This is a genomic window from Enhydrobacter sp. (assembly GCA_025808875.1).
GTDB lineage: Bacteria > Pseudomonadota > Alphaproteobacteria > Reyranellales > Reyranellaceae > Reyranella.
Genome location: CP075528.1, coordinates 1,484,497 through 1,504,259 on the forward strand (window position 1 = coordinate 1,484,497; position 19,763 = coordinate 1,504,259).

General features: G+C 66.8%; 17 protein-coding genes. All 17 read left to right on the forward strand.

Annotated features, from left to right (window positions below):
• Positions 1 to 60: 60 nt before the first annotated feature.
• The 17 genes from KIT25_07495 to KIT25_07575 all read left to right on the forward strand — a co-directional run bounded on the left by KIT25_07495 (position 61) and on the right by KIT25_07575 (position 19,759).
• Positions 61 to 540: a hypothetical protein gene (locus KIT25_07495; protein ID UYN96764.1), complete on the forward strand. Its 480-nt coding sequence runs from the start codon at positions 61 to 63 to the stop codon at positions 538 to 540.
• Positions 537 to 1,472: a 16S rRNA (cytosine(1402)-N(4))-methyltransferase RsmH gene (gene rsmH, locus KIT25_07500; protein UYN96765.1), complete on the forward strand. Its 936-nt coding sequence runs from the start codon at positions 537 to 539 to the stop codon at positions 1,470 to 1,472. The genes KIT25_07495 and rsmH overlap by 4 nt, the downstream gene beginning before the upstream one ends.
• Positions 1,469 to 2,020, forward strand: a complete 552-nt coding sequence (locus KIT25_07505) for a cell division protein FtsL (GenBank protein ID UYN96766.1) — start codon at positions 1,469 to 1,471, stop codon at positions 2,018 to 2,020. Before rsmH ends, KIT25_07505 begins: the two co-directional genes overlap by 4 nt.
• A complete protein-coding gene (locus KIT25_07510) occupies positions 2,017 to 3,867 on the forward strand; it encodes a penicillin-binding protein 2 (protein UYN96767.1) in 1,851 nt (616 codons plus the stop codon). The genes KIT25_07505 and KIT25_07510 overlap by 4 nt, the downstream gene beginning before the upstream one ends.
• A gap of 4 nt (positions 3,868 to 3,871) precedes the next feature.
• Positions 3,872 to 5,323, forward strand: a complete 1,452-nt coding sequence (locus KIT25_07515; protein UYN96768.1) for a UDP-N-acetylmuramoyl-L-alanyl-D-glutamate--2,6-diaminopimelate ligase — start codon at positions 3,872 to 3,874, stop codon at positions 5,321 to 5,323.
• On the forward strand, positions 5,320 to 6,726 hold the full coding sequence (murF, locus tag KIT25_07520; GenBank protein ID UYN96769.1) for a UDP-N-acetylmuramoyl-tripeptide--D-alanyl-D-alanine ligase: 1,407 nt from the start codon (positions 5,320 to 5,322) through the stop codon (positions 6,724 to 6,726). The genes KIT25_07515 and murF overlap by 4 nt, the downstream gene beginning before the upstream one ends.
• A gap of 2 nt (positions 6,727 to 6,728) precedes the next feature.
• Complete coding sequence (mraY, locus tag KIT25_07525) at positions 6,729 to 7,820, forward strand: phospho-N-acetylmuramoyl-pentapeptide-transferase (protein UYN96770.1); 1,092 nt, start codon at positions 6,729 to 6,731, stop codon at positions 7,818 to 7,820.
• 4 nt (positions 7,821 to 7,824) lie between these two features.
• Positions 7,825 to 9,213: a UDP-N-acetylmuramoyl-L-alanine--D-glutamate ligase gene (locus tag KIT25_07530; protein UYN96771.1), complete on the forward strand. Its 1,389-nt coding sequence runs from the start codon at positions 7,825 to 7,827 to the stop codon at positions 9,211 to 9,213.
• Positions 9,210 to 10,337 (forward strand): cell division protein FtsW, encoded by a 1,128-nt coding sequence (locus KIT25_07535; protein ID UYN96772.1) that lies wholly within the window; start codon positions 9,210 to 9,212, stop codon positions 10,335 to 10,337. Before KIT25_07530 ends, KIT25_07535 begins: the two co-directional genes overlap by 4 nt.
• Positions 10,337 to 11,461: an undecaprenyldiphospho-muramoylpentapeptide beta-N-acetylglucosaminyltransferase gene (gene murG, locus KIT25_07540; GenBank protein ID UYN96773.1), complete on the forward strand. Its 1,125-nt coding sequence runs from the start codon at positions 10,337 to 10,339 to the stop codon at positions 11,459 to 11,461. Before KIT25_07535 ends, murG begins: the two co-directional genes overlap by 1 nt.
• A complete protein-coding gene (locus tag KIT25_07545) occupies positions 11,458 to 12,921 on the forward strand; it encodes a UDP-N-acetylmuramate--L-alanine ligase (protein UYN96774.1) in 1,464 nt (487 codons plus the stop codon). The genes murG and KIT25_07545 overlap by 4 nt, the downstream gene beginning before the upstream one ends.
• Positions 12,918 to 13,835, forward strand: a complete 918-nt coding sequence (gene murB / locus KIT25_07550; GenBank protein ID UYN96775.1) for a UDP-N-acetylmuramate dehydrogenase — start codon at positions 12,918 to 12,920, stop codon at positions 13,833 to 13,835. The genes KIT25_07545 and murB overlap by 4 nt, the downstream gene beginning before the upstream one ends.
• The gene (locus KIT25_07555) at positions 13,832 to 14,761 is read left to right on the forward strand and encodes a D-alanine--D-alanine ligase (GenBank protein ID UYN96776.1); all 930 of its coding nucleotides are present in this window, start codon (positions 13,832 to 13,834) and stop codon (positions 14,759 to 14,761) included. Before murB ends, KIT25_07555 begins: the two co-directional genes overlap by 4 nt.
• An 86-nt stretch (positions 14,762 to 14,847) precedes the next feature.
• A complete protein-coding gene (locus KIT25_07560; GenBank protein ID UYN96777.1) occupies positions 14,848 to 15,624 on the forward strand; it encodes an FtsQ-type POTRA domain-containing protein in 777 nt (258 codons plus the stop codon).
• A 66-nt stretch (positions 15,625 to 15,690) separates the two neighbouring features.
• Complete coding sequence (gene ftsA / locus KIT25_07565; GenBank protein UYN96778.1) at positions 15,691 to 16,926, forward strand: cell division protein FtsA; 1,236 nt, start codon at positions 15,691 to 15,693, stop codon at positions 16,924 to 16,926.
• Between the two features lie 145 nt (positions 16,927 to 17,071).
• Positions 17,072 to 18,853, forward strand: coding sequence for a cell division protein FtsZ (gene ftsZ / locus KIT25_07570; GenBank protein ID UYN96779.1), 1,782 nt, complete (start codon positions 17,072 to 17,074; stop codon positions 18,851 to 18,853).
• Positions 18,854 to 18,988: 135 nt separating this feature from the next.
• Positions 18,989 to 19,759, forward strand: coding sequence for an outer membrane protein assembly factor BamD (locus KIT25_07575; protein UYN97858.1), 771 nt, complete (start codon positions 18,989 to 18,991; stop codon positions 19,757 to 19,759).
• Positions 19,760 to 19,763: the final 4 nt, after the last annotated feature.

Genomic DNA, 19,763 nt, shown 5'->3' on the forward strand with positions numbered 1-19,763 from the left:
GTGTAACGGATAAAGCAGGGGCGTGGGGCACCTGCGGCGGGATGCAGGGGGAGAGGGCCGTTGGCGTTCCGGTCCGAAATCCTGATCAAGCTCGACAAGAAGGGCCGGGTGCTTCTCCCGGCCGCTTTCCGCGATGAGCTGCCGGCGGACGACCGGGGCGCTTTCGTCCTCTATCACTCGCCGAACCTGCCGGGCGTGGTGAACGGCAACTCGCGCTGCGGTTTCGATGCCATGCTCGATCGCTTGCGAGTCGAAGCGCTGGGCCCCAAGGGATCCTTGAAGGCTGCGCTCGACGACGAGGCCTTCGATCCCGCCGGCTATCTGTCGGCCAGTGCCCGCACGATTCCGATGGAGCCCGACGGCCGCTTCTCGCTGCCGGCCGACTTTGCCGAAGTCATCGACGCCGACGATGGCGTGATGCTGGTCGGCAAGGGCGACAAGTTCCAGCTGTGGAATCCCGGGCGCTGGCGAGCGCGCCGCGAGGCCGACCGCGAGCGCATGGCCGCGTTCGTACGTGGGCTCGACGGAGGCGACGCATGAGCGCGCGTCATGTCCCCGTGATGGTCCACGAAGTGGTCGATGCGCTCGATCCACGCGACGGTGGGCGCTATCTCGACGGCACGTTCGGAGCCGGCGGATATGCCGCGGCGCTGCTCGAACGCGCACGATGCCAGGTGATCGCCATCGATCGCGACCCCGACGCCATTGCCGCGGGCCGGGAGCTGGTCGACCGGTACGCGCCACGGCTGCGTCTGGTCGAGGGACGGTTTGGCGACATGGGCGAACTTCTGTCGGCCGAGCGCGTGGACGACGTCGACGGCGTTGCCCTCGATCTCGGCGTATCTTCCATGCAATTCGATCAGGCCGGGCGCGGTTTCTCCTTCCGCGCCTCGGGTCCGCTGGACATGCGCATGGAGAAGCGCGGCCCCTCCGCAGCCGACCTCGTGAATGAAGCTGACGAGACGGAACTGGCCGACATCTTCTGGCGCTACGGCGAGGAGCGGAAGAGCCGCCGTGTGGCGCGGGCCATCGTCGAGCAACGTGAGCGGAAGCGCATCGAGACGACCGGTGAACTGGCGGAAATCGTCCGCCGCGCCGTCGGCCCGTTGGCGCGCGACGACAGCGATCCGGCGACGCGCGTCTTCCAGGCGCTGCGCATCGCCGTCAACGACGAACTGGGCGAGCTCGAGCGTGGTCTCGTAGCGGCTGAGCAAGTGCTCGCCCCGGGCGGGCGGATCGCCGTGGTGTCGTTCCATTCGCTCGAGGACCGCGCAGTGAAGGAGTTCGTGCGAGCGCGTTCCGGCCGCACGCCCGCGCCGTCCCGCCACGAGCCGCCGCGCGATGGCCGGCTTGCGACGCTGCGTGATCTCACGCGCAAGCCCGTGCTGCCGTCCGACGCCGAGATCGTGGCCAACCCCCGCGCGCGCTCCGCGCGCCTGCGCGTGGCGGAGAAAATCGGCGGTGCCGCGTGATCCATCGCGGGCTCTTCTTCTGGTCGGTCGCCGCCGTGGTCACTGCGGTGGGCCTGTTCACCGTGAAGTACAGGGTGCAGGACCTCGAGGAGCGCATCGATCGCACCAACCAGAAGATCGTCGAAAGCCAGAAGGCGACCCAGATCCTCAAGATCGAATGGGCGCACCTGAACGAGGCCGAGCGTATCGAGCGCCTGGCCCAGACCCACCTCAAGCTCGAGCAGACGGCGATCAAGCAGGTCGTGCGGCTCGAGTCCCTCAAGCAGCAAGATTCGTCCCCGCGGCGCGAAGCACCACTCCCTTCCCCCCCACGCACGGGCAACGACGTCCCCTCGTCGGTATTGCCCGGTGGTGCCCGCGTCGCAGCGGAGGCCGGCAGCCCCTCGCCGGCCTCCGCACCCCTTTCCAGGCGTTCTTCCGGGCCCACGACGCCCCCTCGACCGGCCAGCTTACAAGAGCCGGTAACAACGGGTCCGGCTGGCGAAGGCCAGACCGCTGCCGCCTCGATCGACGAAATCCTCTCGCGAAATGAAGGGGATCGTCGGTGAGGCTGTGGCGGAAATCTGCCTCGCCTCGACCGGCCGCCGCGACCAACGCGGCGGCCGGCGCGCGTTACGGCTCCGCGAAGGAGCGATTGAAGGGCGACGCGCAGGAAACCGCGCGGCAACGCCTCGTTCTCGCGTCGGCGCTCTTCTCGATGGTGTTCGTCGCCGTCGCCTTGCGCATGGGCTATGTGTCGCTGTTGCGCGACAGCGGCGAGCCGACCCAGCGGGTTGCCGCGCGCGGTGGATCGATCCAGTCGGACCGTGCCGACATCGTCGATCGCAACGGCATCGTGCTCGCCACGTCCATTCCGGTGATGTCGGCGTTCGTGAATCCCCATCTTCTGCTCGACACGCACGAGGCGGCGCGCCAGCTCGCCGGTGCCTTGCCCGATCTGGCCTATGACGAGATGAAGGAGAAGCTCGACGCCGACAGGACATTCGTATGGATCAAGCGCGGCCTGAGTCCGCGCGAGCACCATGCCGTCAATGGTCTCGGCATACCCGGGCTGGACTTCCAGGCGGAAGAACGCCGCATTTACCCCCAGGGCAGGACTGCGGCGCATGTCGTCGGGTACGCCGGAATCGACAACTCGGGACTGGGCGGCGTCGAGCGCTTCTTCGACCAGCAACTGCAGAGCGGCGAGCCGGTTCAGCTGTCCATCGATCTTCGCTTGCAGCGCCTGGTCGAGCGCGAGATCGCCCATGTCGTCCGGAAGTTTTCAGCCATCGGGGCGACCGCGATCGTACTGGACGCGACCAACGGCGAGATTCTCGCCATGGCGTCCCTGCCGACCTACGACGCGAACGCGGCAAAGAGCATCACCAGCGAAGCTTTGTTCAACCGCGCAACCCTTGGCGTCTACGAGCAGGGGTCGACGTTCAAAATCTTCAATACCGCGATGGCGCTCGACAGTGGCAAGGTGACCCTGAAAAGCGTCTTCGACGCGACGTCACCCATCAAGATCGACCGTTTCACGATCAACGACGACCATCCGCAGCGTCGGCCGCTGACGGTGCCCGAGGTCTTCACGTACTCGTCGAACATCGCTTCAGCCAAGATGGCGGCGGACGTGATCGGTCCCGCGGGGCAGCGAGCGTTCATGGAGAAGATCGGCTTTCTCAGTCCGCTCAAGACCCAGATCACCGAGCTCGCGACCCCGCTTTTTCCCCGAAACTGGATGCGCATCAACACCATGACGATCGCATTCGGCCATGGGATCTCGGTAACGCCGCTGCATCTGGCAATCGGATCGGCCGCCATGGTCAACGGCGGAATTCTGTATGCGCCGTCTCTGATCAAGCGCAGCCCCGCCGACCCGCCAGGCCGCCGTGTCATCCAGGCCAAGACGTCGGAGCAGATGCGCCAGCTGCTGAGGTTGAATGCCATCCAGGGGACTGGCAGGAAAGCCGACGTTGCGGGCTACGAAGTCGGCGGCAAGACCGGCACCGCGGAGAAGCCGGGGCGCGGCGGCTACCGCCAAAAAGCCCTAATCAGCTCGTTTGTTGGCATGTTTCCGATGAGCGAGCCGAAATTCGTCATTCTCGTTTCCATCGACGAGCCCAAGGGTACGGCCGAGACCTTCGGCTATGCCACGGCAGGCTGGGTGGCCGCCCCCAGTGTCAAGGTGATCGTCGAGAGCATCGTGTCCTTGTACGGCATCCTGCCCGGCGACTGGACCGACAACTCCATGGCGCTGGAGATCGCGTCGGTGCCGGTCGCGGCGCCACCGCAGATGCCCCGCCTTATCCCCGTCAACGGTCGCCGCGGCGCCGCGGAGCAACGCAAGGCCGTGCCGATCTCAAACCGCACACAACCGGCCCCGGGAGTGCGTCGTGTTGCGTCTGAGTGATCTCATGGAGCCCGGCGGCGCGACCTTGCAGAGCGATCCCGTCATCTCCGGGTTGACGCTCGATTCGCGCCTCGTGCGGCCCGGGTACTTGTTTGCCGCGCTGCCGGGAGGCCGTGCGGACGGGGTATCCTTCGTCGCCGATGCCGTGAACCGCGGAGCGGTGGCGATCCTGACGTCGCTCGACGCGCAGCTGCCGGCGATGGGCGCCGGGGTGGCCGTGGTCAGGGATGCGAACCCTCGCCGACGCATCGCCTTGATGGCGGCGGCGTTTTCCGGGACGCAGCCCGCAACCATCGCGGCGGTCACCGGCACCAATGGCAAGTCCTCCACGGTCCACTTCGTGCGACAGATCTGGCGGAGCCTCGGGATGAAGGCGGCCAGCGTCGGCACGCTCGGCATCGTTTCGTCCGGTTTCACCCGCGAGGCCGGCCTCACGACGCCCGATCCGGTACAGCTGCATGCCGACGTGGCGACGCTGGCGCGCGAGGGGATCACGCATCTGGCGATCGAAGCCTCGAGCCACGGACTCGATCAGCATCGCCTGGACGGACTGCGGCTCGCCGCTGCCGCTTTCACAAATCTCACGCACGAACACCTCGACTACCACCCCTCGATGGATGCGTACTTCTCGGCCAAGGCGAGGCTCTTCGATTCGTTGCTGCCGGCCGGGGCGACCGCCGTCGTGAACGCCGACGACGATCGCGCTGGCGCCTTGGCCGACATCTGCAGGCGTCGCGGCGTGAGCTTCTGGAGCTACGGCGTGAAGGGCCGCGAACTGCGCCTCCTCCGGGACACGCCGACCGCCGGTGGACAGCACCTGGTTGTCGACGTCCTCGGCTTGCGACGCGAGATCGACTTGCCGCTCGTCGGCGGCTTCCAGGCATCCAATGCGCTGGCCGCGCTGGGCCTGGTCCTCGCGACCGGCGGCGACGCCGCGCGCGCGGTGGTGGCGCTGGCGACTCTGGCCGGCGCGCCCGGGCGCCTGCAGCTGGTGGCTCGCCACTCCATGGGCGCTCCGATCTATGTTGACTACGCGCACAAGCCCGAGGCGCTGGAGACGGTACTGAAGACTCTTCGTCCGTTCGCGCGCGGCAGGATGATCGTGGTTTTCGGGTGCGGCGGCGACCGCGACCGCGCCAAGCGTCCCGTGATGGGCGAGATCGCCACACGGTTGGCCGACCTCGCCATCGTGACCGACGACAATCCCCGCAGCGAGGAACCGGACGCCATCCGCGCCGAGATCGTCGGCGGCATTCCACGGGACCGGCGGAACTGGATGGAAGTGCGCGGCGGTCGCATGCAGGCGATCGCCGAAGGGATCGCCGCGCTCGGTTCGATGGACGATCTGTTGCTGGTTGCAGGCAAGGGTCACGAGACCGGGCAGACCATCAAGGGTCTCACGCATCCCTTCGACGACGCCGACGTGGCGCGTCGACTGGTGGGGGCGCGGCAATGACTGCGCTATGGACCTCCGAGGAGATCCGCAGCGCCCTTGCGCCGGCCGCGATTGCCGCGCCCTTCGAAGCCGGTGGCGTGACCTTCGACAGCCGCGCCGTGGCGCGCGGCGATTTGTTCTTTGCCCTGCCGGGCGAGACGACCGATGGACATGGCTTCGTAGCCGATGCCTTGTCCCGTGGGGCGGCCGCTGTCGTCGTCTCGCGCGATGTTCCCGGTGCTCGGGGTATCCAGGTACGGGTCGACGACACGATGAGGGCGCTGCGCGCGCTGGGCCGCGCCGGACGGCGGCGAAGCGACGCGCGCGTGGCCAGTGTCACCGGCTCGGTCGGCAAGACCTCCACCAAGGATGCGTTGCGGGCCATGCTTTCGGCACAAGCGCCGACGTCGGCCAGCGCGGCGAGCTACAATAACCATGTCGGCGTGCCGATCAGCCTAGCGCGCCTGCCGCACGGGACGCGCTACGGTGTCTTCGAGATCGGCATGAACCACCCCGGCGAGATCGAGCCGCTGGCGCGGCAGGTGGAGGCGCATGTCGGGGTGATCACCAACGTCGAGCCGGCACATATCGGTTACATGGGGTCGGAGGAGGCGATTGCTGACGAGAAGGCCTGCCTGTTCGCCGGCATGAGACCGGACGCGGTAGCGGTGCTCAATCGGGACAATCGGCACTACGAACGCCTGGTCGGTCATGCCCACCGTTTTGGTGTGGCCCGCGTCGTCGGCTTCGGGCGCAGCCAGGCGGCGGACGTGCGGCTTCTCTCGTGCGACCTGCGGGATTCAGGCAGCGACGTCGTCGCCTCCGTCCACGGCCGGACTATAGAGTATCGACTGGGAGCCGCCGGCGCGCACTGGGTTCTGAACAGCCTGGCGGCCCTCGCGGCGGTGCAAGCGCTTGGCGCCGACCTTGCGGAAGCGGCGGAGACGCTCACCGACGTCAAGGCGTCTCCGGGACGTGGCGAGCGCCGGCGTCTCAGGCTCGGCTCCGGAACGATCGAGCTTCTCGACGAGAGTTACAACGCCAACCCCGCCTCGGTACGCGCCATGCTCGCGGTCCTGGCCCGCACCGAGCCGGCGCCCGGCGGACGGCGCCTGCTTGCGTTGGGCGACATGCGCGAGTTGGGCGATCGCGCGGACGACTATCACGCGGCGCTCGCGGACGCGGTGGGGGCGAGCGGCGCGACGCAGGTCTATCTCTGTGGGCCGCACATGCGTGCGTTGTGGGAGCGACTGGCCGCATCGCAGAGGGGCGTACATCGAACCGACTCGGCCGCGCTGGCGGACGAAGTGGCGGGAGCCCTCCGGGCGGGAGACGTCATCGCCGTGAAAGGTTCCTTGGGTTCGAAAATGAAGAACGTCGTCGACGCGATCCTGGCGGTGAGCGGCGGCGACGCGGGGCGCTGACGATGATCTACAACTTTCTCTATCCGCTGGCGGATGTCTTCAGTCCCTTCAACATCTTCCGCTATCTGACGTTCCGCTCGATCGCGGCGTTCCTGACTGCGTTGATCCTGAGCTTCCTGATCGGCGGCGCGCTGATCCGCTGGCTGCGCAGCAAGCAGGCCCACGGCCAGCCGATCCGTGAGGATGGACCGGCGAGCCACATCGTGAGCAAGAAGGGCACCCCGACGATGGGCGGGCTGCTGATCCTCATAGCGCTGTCGGTCGGCACGTTGTTGTGGGCCGACCTCACGAACCCCTATGTCTGGATCGTGCTGATTATTACCGTGGCTTTCGGCGCGGTCGGCTTCTGGGACGACTTCCTCAAGGTCACGAAGCGAAATCCCAAGGGTGTGCCTGGCAAGGTGAAGCTCGTTACGTCGATCGTCGTGGCTGCGGCCGGCGCCTACTACATCGCGCAGAACTCGCCGCCGGGCCTGCGCTACACGCTGGCCGTCCCGTTCTTCAAGGACATCCTGGTGCCGATCGGAATGGTTGGCTTCGTCGCGTTCGCCACCATGGTCATTGTCGGCGCGTCCAATGCCGTGAACCTGACGGACGGGCTGGATGGGCTCGCGATCGGCCCCGTCATCATGGCATCGGCCGTGTTCGCACTCATCGCGTACATCGTGGGCAACACCATTTACACCAACTACCTCTACGTCCATCACGTGCCGAGATCGGGCGAGCTTGCCGTGCTGCTCTCGGCCTTGGTGGGGGCCGGGCTGGGATTCCTCTGGTTCAACGCCCCGCCGGCGATGGTCTTCATGGGCGACACGGGCTCACTGTCGATCGGCGGGGCCCTCGGTGCGATCGCGGTCGTCATCAAGCACGAAATCGTGCTGGCGATCGTCGGTGGTCTTTTCGTGCTGGAAACTGTTTCGGTCATCGTTCAGGTCGTCTCCTACAAATGGACCGGAAAGCGCATTTTCCGGATGGCGCCGCTTCACCATCATTTCGAGCAGAAAGGCTGGGCGGAGCCGACCATCGTCTTTCGATTCTGGATCATCGCCGCCATCCTCTCGATGATCGGTCTTGCCACTCTGAAGCTGAGATGAGCGGATGATCGATCTCCGCTCTCTCGAAGATTCGTCGTTCGTCGTGCTGGGGCTCGCACGCTCCGGCCTCGCGACCGTCCGTGCCTTGATGGCAGCCGGCATCGAATTCGTCGCCTGGGACGACAATGCCCTGGCGCGCGAGGCCGCGGCCAATTTGGGTGCGCGCGTTGTCGAGCCCCAAGCAATGGATTGGCGGAACGTGTCGGCACTCGTCATCAGCCCCGGTGTTCCCAACCGCCTTCCCAAGCCCCATCCGGTGGCTGCCGCTGCTCGTGCGGCAGGGAAGAAGCTGATTTGCGACATCGAGCTCCTCGCACGCGCCCAGTCGAAGGCCCGCTTCGTTGCCGTCACCGGCACGAACGGCAAGTCGACGACGACGGCCTTGATCGGCCACATTCTGAAGCATTCCGGCGTAAAGTGCGAAGTCGGCGGCAACATCGGTCGCGGCGCCCTCGACCTCGCGCCGCTCGATGCCGACGGTACGTACGTTCTCGAACTGTCTTCCTATCAGCTCGAACTGCTCGAGACTTTCCACGCGCATGTCGCCGTTTGGCTCAACGTCACCCCCGACCATATCGATCGCCACGGCGACATGGCAGGGTACATACGGGCGAAGCGCCATATCTTCGATCGCCAGGGAGCTGGCGATTGCGCCGTGATCGGGATCGACGACGGGCCTTCGTTGGCCACCTACGACCTCGTCGCCGCCCGCGGCTGCAGCGCGGTTGTGCCGGTTGCCCTGGAGCGATCCGTGGCCGGGGGCGTGTCGTTCCGTGCGGGCCGGCTGATCGATGCCGACGGCTACAGCGTCGATTTCTCCGACGTACCGACCCTGCCGGGTGACCACAACGCGCAGAATGCGGCTTGCGCCTGGGCCGTGTGTCGCTGGCTCGGCTTGGCGCGCGAGGCCATCGTCGAAGGCCTCGAGACTTATCCTGGCCTGCCACATCGCCAGGAGCGTGTCGCCCGGGTCGGCAATGTCGTCTATGTCAACGACAGTAAGGCGACGAACGCCGACGCTACCGGCCGTGCACTTTCATCCTACCGCAACATCTACTGGATCATCGGCGGTCAGGCGAAAGAAGGCGGCGTGGCTCCTCTCGCGGGCTACTTCGACCGTATCCGTCACGCCTTCCTGATCGGCGAGGCGAGCGATCTGTTTGCGGGCCAGCTGGAGGGCAAGCTTCCCTACACACGCTGCGGTGATCTCGACGCAGCGCTCAACGCGGCCCACGCACGCGCCCAGAGCGAAACTGCGGAGGCCGCCGTTGTGCTGCTGTCACCGGCCTGCGCCTCCTGGGATCAGTGGAAAAGTTACGAGCATCGTGGTGACGCGTTCCGCGCCATGGCCCGTGCCCTGCCCGGCGCCCAACTGCCGGGGGGAGCGGCATGATCCAGGTACCCCGCGACGATCGCAGCCTGATCGGGCAGTGGTGGTGGACCGTCGACCGGTGGTCGCTCGGCGCCATCCTTGGGATCATGGCCTTTGGGGTACTGTTGACCTTGGCCGCATCGCCGCCTGCCGCCGAAAGGATCGGTGCCGATTCGTTCATGTTCGCTAGGCGCCAGTTCCTGTTCCTGCCCTTGGCGCTTCTCATGATGCTCGCAATCTCGCTGGTGTCGCCTCGGCAAGTACGACGGTTGGCGCTGCTGGTTTTTTGCGGCAGCGTGCTGCTTCTGGTCGCTACCTTCGTCGCCGGGGTCGAGATCAAGGGCGCCCGGCGCTGGATTTCGGTGCCGGGCCTGTCGACCCTTCAGCCGTCGGAGTTCGTCAAGCCGAGCCTGGCGGTGATATCCGCCTGGTTGCTGGCGCAGAGTCGGGCCGAAGGCCGCGTGCCCGGCTATTTTCTGTCGACCCTGCTGGTCGGTGGGGTCCTGGCGCTTCTCGTACTGCAACCCGACCTTGGCATGAGCATCGTTGTCGCAGCGGTCTGGGCGGCTCAGCTTTTCGTCGTCGGCTTGCCGATCTGGGTGGCCGGCCTGGCGGCGGTTGGGGGCATCGCCGGGCTCGTCGGAGCGTATTTCAGCTTCGGTCACGTGCGCAGCCGGTTCGATCGCTTCCTCGATCCGTCGTCGGGGGACAACTATCAGGTCAACACCGCGATGGAGGCGTTCATGAACGGCTCCTTGTTCGGCCGCGGCCCGGGTGAAGGCACGGTGAAAGCGCAGCTTCCCGACGCGCACACCGACTTCATCATGGCGGTAGCGGGCGAGGAGTTCGGTCTGTTCGTGTGCCTGATCATCCTGGCACTCTTCGCCTTCATCACCCTGCGCGCTCTGTCGCGGGCGTCGAAGGAGACCAGCCTGTTCATCACGCTCGCCGCGACCGGCCTTGGGGTCCAGTTCGGCCTGCAGGCCGCCATCAACATGGCCTCGACCGTCCAACTGATCCCGGCCAAGGGCATGACCCTGCCGTTCATCTCCTACGGCGGTTCGTCGGCCCTGGCGATGGCGATCGCCATCGGCATGATGCTGTCGCTGACGCGCGAGCATGCCGGCTTGCGGGAGGCCGTGTGATGGCGGAAGTGCGTCCCGTCGTCCTCGCCACCGGCGGTACCGGCGGCCACGTGTTCCCGGCCGAGGCGCTGGCGAGCGAGCTCGAGGCTCGCGGCGTGCCGGTCGCGCTGGTCACCGATTCGCGCGGCCGGCAATGGCAGGGCGGCCTGTCGCGAAAGCCAATCCACTACGTCCACTCAGCCAGCCCGGCCGGCCCTCTGAAGCAGAAGGTGAAGGCGACGTTGATGCTCGTGCTCGGCCTGGTCGACGCATGGCGGGCGCTGGGCCGCATCGATCCCTCGGCCGTGATCGGTTTCGGCGGCTATGCATCGGTGCCCACCCTGGTGGCGGCGCGCCTGCGCGGGTTGCCCTCGATGCTGCACGAGCAGAACGCCGTGCTGGGCAAGGCCAATCGGTTGGTTCTGCGCGGCGTATCACGGATCGCCACCTCTTTCGCTCACACCCGCTTCGTCGTCGACGGCGATCCGCGCGCGCGGCTGGTGGGCAACCCCGTGCGCGAGGCTGCGTGCGTGCTGCGCGGCTCGCCCTATCGTGCGCCGGGCGCCGATCGTGTGATCGACGTCCTGGTGTTCGGCGGCAGCCAAGGGGCTGCGTCGTTCAGTCAGGTGATCCCGGACGCCATCCTGTCGTTGCGGCCTGCTTTGCGCAGTCGTCTGCGCGTGGTCCAGCAGTGTCGTCCTGAGGACGTCGATCGTGTGCGCAAGGTCTACCGCCAAGCCGGCATCGTCGCCGAGCTCGCGTCGTTCTTCGCCGACCTGCCGCAGCGCATGGCCTCCGCCCATCTCGTGATTGCGCGTTCGGGAGCGTCGACGGTCGCCGAGCTGGCGGCCATCGGCAGACCGGCCATTCTGGTGCCCTATCCCCATGCCGCCGACGACCATCAGACGGCAAATGCGCGTGCCTTCGAGGCGGTCGGCGCCTGCATCGTGATCCTGCATAGGGAGTTCAACGCCGACACCCTGGCTGCTTGGCTGCGCGAACTCTTCGACGATCCGCGGCATCTCGTCGACATGGCTGCGGCAGCGCGCGGAGCCGGGCGTCCCGACGCCGCTGCGCGCTTGGCCGACCTCGTCGGAGAGCTGATCGCCGCTCCCGCACTTTCGCCATCAGGAGCTGCCGCATGAGGGCACTGCCGCTCGACATAGGCCTCATTCACTTCGTCGGCATCGGCGGAATCGGCATGTCCGGCATCGCCGAGGTGCTGCACAATCTCGGCTACAGGGTGCAGGGCAGCGACGTCGCCGAGGGGGCGAACACGCGTCGGCTGGTCGAGCTCGGGATCAAGGTCATGATCGGGCATCGCGCCGACAATGTCGGCAATGCCCACGTCGTCGTCGTTTCCTCGGCGGTCAAGAAGGACAATCCAGAGGTCCTGGCTGCACGCGCGCGGCTCGTGCCCGTCGTGCGGCGAGCCGAAATGCTGGGCGAGTTGATGCGGTTGAAGTGGTCGATCGCCGTGGGCGGAACGCACGGAAAGACCACCACGACCTCCATGGTGGCCGCCATGCTGGACGCGGGCGAGCTCGATCCGACGGTCATCAACGGCGGCATCATCAATGCCTACGGCACCAACGCGCGGATCGGCGCCGGCGACTGGATGGTGGTCGAATCCGACGAATCGGACGGGTCGTTCCTGCGCCTGCCGGCCACCATCGCCATCGTCACCAACGTCGATCCGGAGCATCTCGATCACTACGGGACGTTCGATGCGCTGCGCGACGCCTTCGTGCGCTTCGTCGAAAACATCCCGTTCTACGGTTTTGCCGTGCTCTGCGTGGACCATCCGGAGGTCCAGGCGCTGATCCCGCGCGTATCCGATCGCCGGATCGTCACCTATGGGCTCGGCGTGAATGCCGACGTTCGCGCCGTGAACGTGCAGCTAGATCGCACCGGTGCCGACTTCGATGTCCTGATCTCCAATCGCGCCACCAACGAGTCGCGCACCATTGACGGGCTGCGCTTGCCGATGTTCGGCCAGCACAACGTGCAGAATGCGCTCGCCGCGATCGCCGTGGCGCAGGAGATGGGTCTGTCCGACGACGTGATCCGCCGCGCGCTCGGTGCGTTCACCGGGGTCAAGCGCCGCTTCACTAAGACCGGCGAAGCGCACGGTATCACGGTGATCGACGACTACGGTCATCACCCGGTGGAGATCGCCGCCGTCTTGCGCGCGGCGAGGCAGGCCTATGGCGGCTCGGGGCGAGTCATCGCCGTCATGCAGCCGCATCGCTACACACGACTCGCGTCGCTGAAGAACGAGTTCGCGACCTGCTTCGGCGACGCCGACACGGTGGTCGTGGCCGATGTCTACGCGGCGGGTGAGACGCCAATCGAGGGGGTCAGTCGCGACCTGCTCGTCGGGCTCGTGCAGCGGGCCGGTCATCGCGATGTCCACGCGCTCGGTGCGCCGGGCGACCTGCCGGCCCTCGTCTGGCAGATGGCGCGCCCGGGTGACGTTGTGGTCTGCCTCGGCGCCGGCAACATCACTTCCTGGGCGCATGCGCTGCCCGGCCAGCTTCAGCAGATCGCCGTCGAGAAGGCGGGTCCGCGGTCGATTGCCAACGATTCCGGGACGGCGGCATGATGGCATTGGCGACGTCACGTCCTCACCTGATCGATCGGCTACCCAAGCCGCGTGGCCGGCTGACGGCAGACGCTCCGCTCGGGCCGCAGACCTGGTTCCGAACCGGCGGTTCGGCCGAGGTCTTGTTCCGCCCTGCCGATCGCGAGGATCTGTCGATGTTCCTGCGGGCACTGCCCGCCGAGGTTCCCGTGACCGTGCTGGGTGTCGGCTCGAACCTGCTGGTGCGCGATGGTGGACTGAAGGGTGTCGTCATCCGCCTGATGCGCGGCTTCAACGGCATCACCGTCGAAGGGACCGAGGTCGTGGCGGGCGCCGGCGCGCTCGACCTCAACGTGGCGCTCACGGCGCGCGAGCATTCGCTGGCCGGGCTCGAGTTCCTGAGCGGCATCCCGGGCACGATCGGCGGCGCGTTTCCAACCAATGCCGGTGCCTATGGCGGCGAACTGGCCCAGGTCCTCGTCTCTGCCGAGGCAGTCGACAGGTCAGGTGCGATCCACTCTGTGCTGCCGTCGCAACTCGGGCTGGCCTACCGCCACAGCGATGCACCTGCCGACTGGATCTTCATCTCTGCCCGCCTGCACGCCACGCCCGGCGACCAACTCGCCATCGCCCGGCGCATTGCAGAGATCGACGCGGCGCGAATCGAATCCCAGCCGCGCAGCCGCACCGGCGGATCGACCTTCGCCAATCCAGCGGGATACAAGGCGTGGGAGCTGATCGATCGCGCCGGCTGCCGTGGCTTGACGATGGGCGGAGCACAGGTCTCCGAGAAGCACGCCAACTTTCTCGTTAATACGGGTGACGCTTCGGCGGCCGACATCGAGGCCCTCGGCGAGGAGGTTCGCCGGCGTGTGCTCGAGCAGAGTGGCGTCCGGCTGGAATGGGAAATCCGTCGCATCGGAGAACCCCGATGACGACGGTCGCTGTCCTGATGGGTGGCTGGTCGCCCGAGCGCGAGGTCTCGCTGGTCAGCGGCAAGGCCTGCGCGGAAGGTTTGCGCGACGGCGGCCACACCGTGATCGAGTACGACGTCAAACGCGACCTGCGTGCCTTGATCGACTTCCTGCGGCCGGCCCGAGGAGGGGGCCCGGAGGTGGCGTTCAACGCCCTGCATGGCAAGTATGGCGAGGACGGCTGCATACAGGGCGCCCTGGAGATCCTCGGAGTGCCCTACACCCATTCGGGAGTGCTGGCGTCGGCCATCGCCATGGACAAGCCCATGTCCCGGCACGTCTTCACGTCACTCGGCATCCGCGTGGCCGACGGCAGGGTGATCGAACGGCGCTCTCTCGCCGCCGGCGACCCGATGCCGCGCCCATACGTCGTCAAGCCGATCGATCAGGGTTCGAGTGTCGGCGTGCACATCGTGCGCGAGCGCGACAACCTCGCCGCAGTGGAAGCGGCCGAGGCGCAGTTCGGCGAAAGAGTCCTGGTCGAAAAGTTCGTTCCGGGGCGTGAACTCACTGTTGCCGTGATGGGCGACAAGGCCGTGGCCGTGACCGAGCTGCGTCCACGCACGCGCTTCTACGACTACGAGGCCAAGTACACCGAGGGCATCACCGAGCATCTGATTCCCGCGCCGATTCCGACCGAAGTCTACGAACTGGCGCGGTCGTGGGCGTTGCAGGCTCACCAGGCGCTGGGCTGCACTGGGCTGAGCCGCGCGGACTTGCGGTGGGACGATTCCAAGCCCGGCACGTCGGGCCTCCACGTTCTCGAGCTCAACACGCAGCCCGGCATGACGCCGCTGTCGCTGGCGCCGGAGCAGGCCAAATGGGCGGGCATCTCGTGGCCCCAGCTCATGACCTGGATGGTCGAGCAGGCGAGGCGACCATCATGAGCGCCGGACGGAAAAAGGCGGCAGCTCCCCGGCGAGACTACGATCGCCGCAAGAGGCGCGCGAATTCCCGCAGGAGCGGCCGTCTGTTGTGGCGCCAACCCGCGATGCTCGGTCTCGTCGTGCTCGTCCTGGGCATCGGCGGTGCCGGCGGATGGTGGGCTTGGCGCGAAGGCTGGGTGGCCGAGGCCCAGCGCCAGGTCGACGCGATGTCGCGCGGCGTCGTGGCGGCGATAACGCCCTTCAAGCTGGTCGACGTCACGGTCGAGGGCCGCGAGTATGTCGAACCGTCGGCAATCCTGCAGGCGCTCGATGTGCGCCTGGGAGATTCGCTGCTGGCCATCGATCTGCAGGCCGCGCGCAAGCGCCTCGAGGGCATCGATTGGGTCGAGAACGCCGCAGTCGAAAGACGGCTGCCCGACACGCTCTATGTGACGCTGAAGGAACGTCGTGCCGTCGCCATCTGGCAGCATGACGGCGAGTACACGTTGATCGACCGAAATGGCCGTTCCGTGCGGGCGAGCCGCATGCCGCCCGGTGCCGAGACGCTGCTGTTGCTGGGCGGCATCGGTGCGCCCGAGCATGTCGGCGAGCTGTTGCTGCTATTGGCCTACGAACCCGCCGTGGCTCGCCAGCTTCGCGCGGCGGTCTGGGTGGGTCAGCGGCGCTGGAATCTGGTCCTGACCAACGATGTCGAGATCTGGCTACCCGAGGAGGATGCCGTCGCAGCGCTCAAGCGGCTCGCCGAACTGCAGACAGAGCACAAGATCCTGTCGCGCGAGTTCGGCGTGGTCGACGTCAGGTTGCCGGACAAGCTCTATCTCAGGAAGCGCGAGGCCGGCGAACCGAGTCGGGATCCGGCATGATTCGCCAGTGCGGGGTTGCCGGCACGGGTTTCGATTGTGAGTTGGCGTAGGAACACGGGGGACGTCGTGGCGAAGACAAGAAACGGCATCATCGCAGCGCTCGACATCGGCACCAGCAAGGTGGTGTGTTTTGTGGCGCGAGTGGATGGACAAGGGTTGCGCGTCGTCGGGATCGGGCATCAGCCTGCCCTGGGCATGCGCAGCGGAAACATCGTCGACATGGAGGCGGCGACGCGGGCGATCTCGTCGGCGGTGTCGACCGCGGAGGAGATGTGCGGCGAGCACGTGCGCGAGGTCATCGTCGGCGTGAGTGGCGGCTCGCCAGCCTCTCACAACCAGAATCTCGAGGTCGCTATCGGCCACCACGAGATCGGCGAGCGCGACGTGCGCCGCGTCCAGCAGCACATCCAGCTTCCTGCGGAAACGGCCGATCGCGACATCATCCACTCGGCGGCCATCGGCTTCTCTGTCGACGGCACGCCCGTCCGGGACGCGCGCGGCATGTTCGGCGAGCGCCTCGCCGTCGATGTCCATCTGGTGACCGCCGCCAGCGGCGCGATGCGCAACCTTCAGGTCTGCGTGCGGCGCGCCCATCTCGAGATCGCCGATCGCGTGGTGGCGAGTCACGCTTCCGGACTGAGTTCGCTCGTCGCCGACGAACGCGATCTCGGCGTGACGCTTATCGACATGGGCGGCGGCACCACGTCGATCGCGGTGTTCTACGAAGGCCACCTCATGCATGTCGACTCCATCCCGGTCGGCGGCGAGCATGTCACCAAGGACATCGCGCGCGGTCTGTCGACGCCGGTTGCCCACGCCGAACGCATGAAGACGCAGATCGGTCGCGCGGTGACCAAGCCCAACGACGAGTATGACATCATCGACGTGCCGCTGATCGGCGAGGAGGATCGCACGCGCCCCAACCACATTCCGCGCTCGATTCTGGTCGGCATCATCCGGCCGCGGATCGAGGAGACCTTCGAACTGGTACGAAGCCGCCTCGAGGCCAGCGGTGTGGATAAGTTGGCCGGTGGCCGTGCGGTTCTGGTGGGCGGGGGCTGTCAGCTCGACGGTGTACCCGATGTCGCCTCTGCGATCCTGAACAAGAAGGTCCGCACGGGCGCGCCGCTGCGATTGGCGGGTTTGGCCGATTCGACCGGTGGGCCGGCATTCTCTGCGGCGGCCGGGCTGCTGGCCTTTGCCCAGCGGAACCATGCTTCAGCGCAGTCCCAGGCGGCAAGTGCCGAAGCACCATCAAGCCGAATTGGCCGTATTGGCAGTTGGATTAGGGAGAACTTTTAGGCAATATGTTGTGTAGGGAATAGCTATCCCCAACAGGCTGTAGACAACGATAAAAACCGGTAGTGGCGTAGGGTCTTCTCCCAAAAAACCGGCTCACGCTGCTGCTCCGGGCAGATAACCCCTCGATTTGCGTGGAGAAAGCCGAATGACCATCAACCTCAGCCTCCCCCAAAAGGAGTCGGAGATTAAGCCCCGTATCACCGTGGTCGGTGTCGGCGGGGCCGGCGGAAACGCCGTGAACAATATGATCAGCGCCGCTCTGGAAGGCGTGGAGTTCATCGTCGCCAACACCGATGCACAAGCGCTCGGCCAGTCGCTGGCCGACCGCCGCGTCCAGCTCGGCATCACCATCACGCAGGGCCTGGGCGCGGGCGCCCGACCCGAGGTCGGCCGTCAGGCGGCGGAAGAAGCGTTGCCTGAGATCCTGGGTCTGCTCGACGGCGCCAACATGGTTTTCGTCACTGCCGGCATGGGCGGCGGCACGGGCACCGGCGCGGCGCCGGTCATCGCTGCGGCGGCCCGCGAGCAGGGCATCCTGACCATCGGCGTCGTCACCAAGCCGTTCCATTTCGAGGGCCGGCGGCGCATGCAGGCGGCCGAGCAGGGCATCACCGAGCTCGAGAAGGTGGTCGACACGCTCATCGTCATTCCGAACCAGAACCTCTTCAAGATCGCCAACGAGAAGACGACCTTCGCCGACGCCTTCAAAATGGCCGACGACGTGTTGCACATGGGCGTGCGCGGCGTCACCGACCTGATGGTGATGCCCGGTCTGATCAATCTCGATTTTGCCGACATCCGCACCGTCATGGGTGAGATGGGCAAGGCAATGATGGGCACCGGCGAGGCCGAGGGTCCGGACCGCAGCCGCGTCGCCGCCGAGTCGGCGATCTCCAATCCGTTGCTGGAAGACCATTCGATGAAGGGCGCCAAGGGAGTGCTCATCAACATCACCGGTGGTCTCGACATGACGTTGCACGAGGTCGACGAAGCCGCCAACCGGATCCGTGAGGAAGTCGATGCCGAAGCCAACATCATCTTCGGCTCGACGTTCGATGCCACCATGCAGGGGCGCATGCGCGTGTCGGTCGTCGCCACGGGCATCGCCGCCAGCGCCGCCCAGCAGCCGGCGCCGAACTATCTTTCGCTGGACATGAACCGCCCCGTGCAGACCGGACAACCGGCCCTGAGCCGGCCGCCGGTGACGGCGCCTGTCGGACGTGTCGCCATGCCCACTGCCGCCGTAGCGCCCGTCGTACCGGTCGCGGCTCCGATGGCTGCGCCCGCTCCTGTACCGGTCGCGACACCCACGGTCGCGGCAGCTCAACCCGTGGCGCCGATCGCTCCGGTCATGCAAGCGGCCCCGGCGCCCATGGTCGAGGCAACGCCCGAACCGATCGAAGAGGCGGCCCCGGCGCTCGCCGAAGCCGCCCCCACGGCGGCCGCGATGCCAGCGCCCATGACACCGCCCGCACCGGCGCCCGCCGTCGTTCCGGCGGCAGCGCCGGCCGCCGCCGTTGCGGCGTCCGCACCCAGCGCACCTCAGAAGCCCTTGGTCGACGAGACCGACTGGCGCGTCAGCCGGCCGGCCGCCCGGCCTGTCGTTCGCGCCGAGCCGGTAAGCCGGACCGTCGCCCGGCCCGCGCCGGCCGAACCGCGTTCGCCCAATCTGTTCCAACGCATCACCGGTGCGTTCGCCGCACCGAAGCCGGTAGCCGCCCCCGCGGCGCCCGCGTCCGTTGCGGCGGAACTGCCGGTGGCTGCGCGCACGGTGGCTGAAAATGTCGTCGCGGTGCCGGCCAAGGCGCCGGTCCGCCCTGCGCCGGTGCAGACCTCGATCAGTCTCGACGTCACGGAGCGCGCAAAGCCGGCGCGCGACGACGACGATCTGCAAATTCCCGCGTTCCTGCGCCGGCAAGCCAACTGACCCGGCAACGGGAGTTCATCCACGCAAATCCTCGAGGGGCCGTCCGGCCCCTCTTTTTTTGGCCCCCGCGTGATATAAACCGGGTGGTGCGGAGAGCTCTGCGGGAAGGACATGTCGAAGTTGCTTGTCGGACGAATGCGCGGCACGGTGACCGTGTCGGCACTGGCGTTGGCCATGGCGGTGCTTTCCGCCTGTGGCGGCGACGACCCTGACAAGAACTATGTCGAGCTGCCGGTGGAGGTGCTCTACAACCGCGCTCTCGACGATCTCGGACGGCAGGAGTACAAGGCGGCGGCCCGCGGCTTCGAGGAAGTGGACCGCCAGCATCCCTATTCGGTCTGGGCGACGAAGGCGCAGGTCATGGCGGCCTTCACCTACTACCAGTCCAACAAGTACGACGAGGCGATCATCGCGCTCGACCGGTTCATCCAGCTCCATCCCGGTCATCGCGACATTCCTTACGCCTTCTATCTCAAGGCGCTCTGCTTCTATGAGCAGATCTCCGACGTCGGCCGCGATCAGCGCGCCACCCAGCAGGCGCTCGATTCCCTGGCCGAGGTCGTGAAGCGCTTCCCCGATTCTCCCTATGCCCGCGACGCGCGCCTCAAGGTCGAGCTTGCCATCGACCATCTCGCCGGAAAGGAAATGACCGTCGGGCGATACTACCAGCAGCAACAGCAGTATGTCGGGGCGATCAACCGCTACCGTACCGTCATCGAACGCTACCAGACGACGACGCACGTTCCGGAAGCCTTGCATCGTCTGGTCGAGAGCTACCTCTCGCTCGGCGTCAAGCACGAGGCCCAGGAGGCCGCCGCCGTGCTGGGATACAATTTCCCGGGCAGCGATTGGTACGCCGACAGCTACTATCTGATGACCGGCGAGGACTACCGGTTCGAGAAATAGCGGC

Excerpts from the sequence above, each read along its gene's own strand:
- KIT25_07515 (UYN96768.1), top strand. The coding sequence starts at position 3,872 with ATGGAGCCCGGCGGCGCGACCTTGCAGAGCGATCCCGTCATCTCCGGG.
- KIT25_07535 (UYN96772.1), top strand. The coding sequence starts at position 9,210 with ATGATCCAGGTACCCCGCGACGATCGCAGCCTGATCGGGCAGTGGTGG.
- murF (UYN96769.1), top strand. The coding sequence starts at position 5,320 with ATGACTGCGCTATGGACCTCCGAGGAGATCCGCAGCGCCCTTGCGCCG.
- murG (UYN96773.1), top strand. The coding sequence starts at position 10,337 with ATGGCGGAAGTGCGTCCCGTCGTCCTCGCCACCGGCGGTACCGGCGGC.
- KIT25_07575 (UYN97858.1), top strand. The coding sequence starts at position 18,989 with ATGCGCGGCACGGTGACCGTGTCGGCACTGGCGTTGGCCATGGCGGTG.
- mraY (UYN96770.1), top strand. The coding sequence starts at position 6,729 with ATGATCTACAACTTTCTCTATCCGCTGGCGGATGTCTTCAGTCCCTTC.
- murB (UYN96775.1), top strand. The coding sequence starts at position 12,918 with ATGATGGCATTGGCGACGTCACGTCCTCACCTGATCGATCGGCTACCC.
- KIT25_07530 (UYN96771.1), top strand. The coding sequence starts at position 7,825 with ATGATCGATCTCCGCTCTCTCGAAGATTCGTCGTTCGTCGTGCTGGGG.
- KIT25_07555 (UYN96776.1), top strand. The coding sequence starts at position 13,832 with ATGACGACGGTCGCTGTCCTGATGGGTGGCTGGTCGCCCGAGCGCGAG.
- KIT25_07545 (UYN96774.1), top strand. The coding sequence starts at position 11,458 with ATGAGGGCACTGCCGCTCGACATAGGCCTCATTCACTTCGTCGGCATC.
- rsmH (UYN96765.1), top strand. The coding sequence starts at position 537 with ATGAGCGCGCGTCATGTCCCCGTGATGGTCCACGAAGTGGTCGATGCG.
- ftsZ (UYN96779.1), top strand. The coding sequence starts at position 17,072 with ATGACCATCAACCTCAGCCTCCCCCAAAAGGAGTCGGAGATTAAGCCC.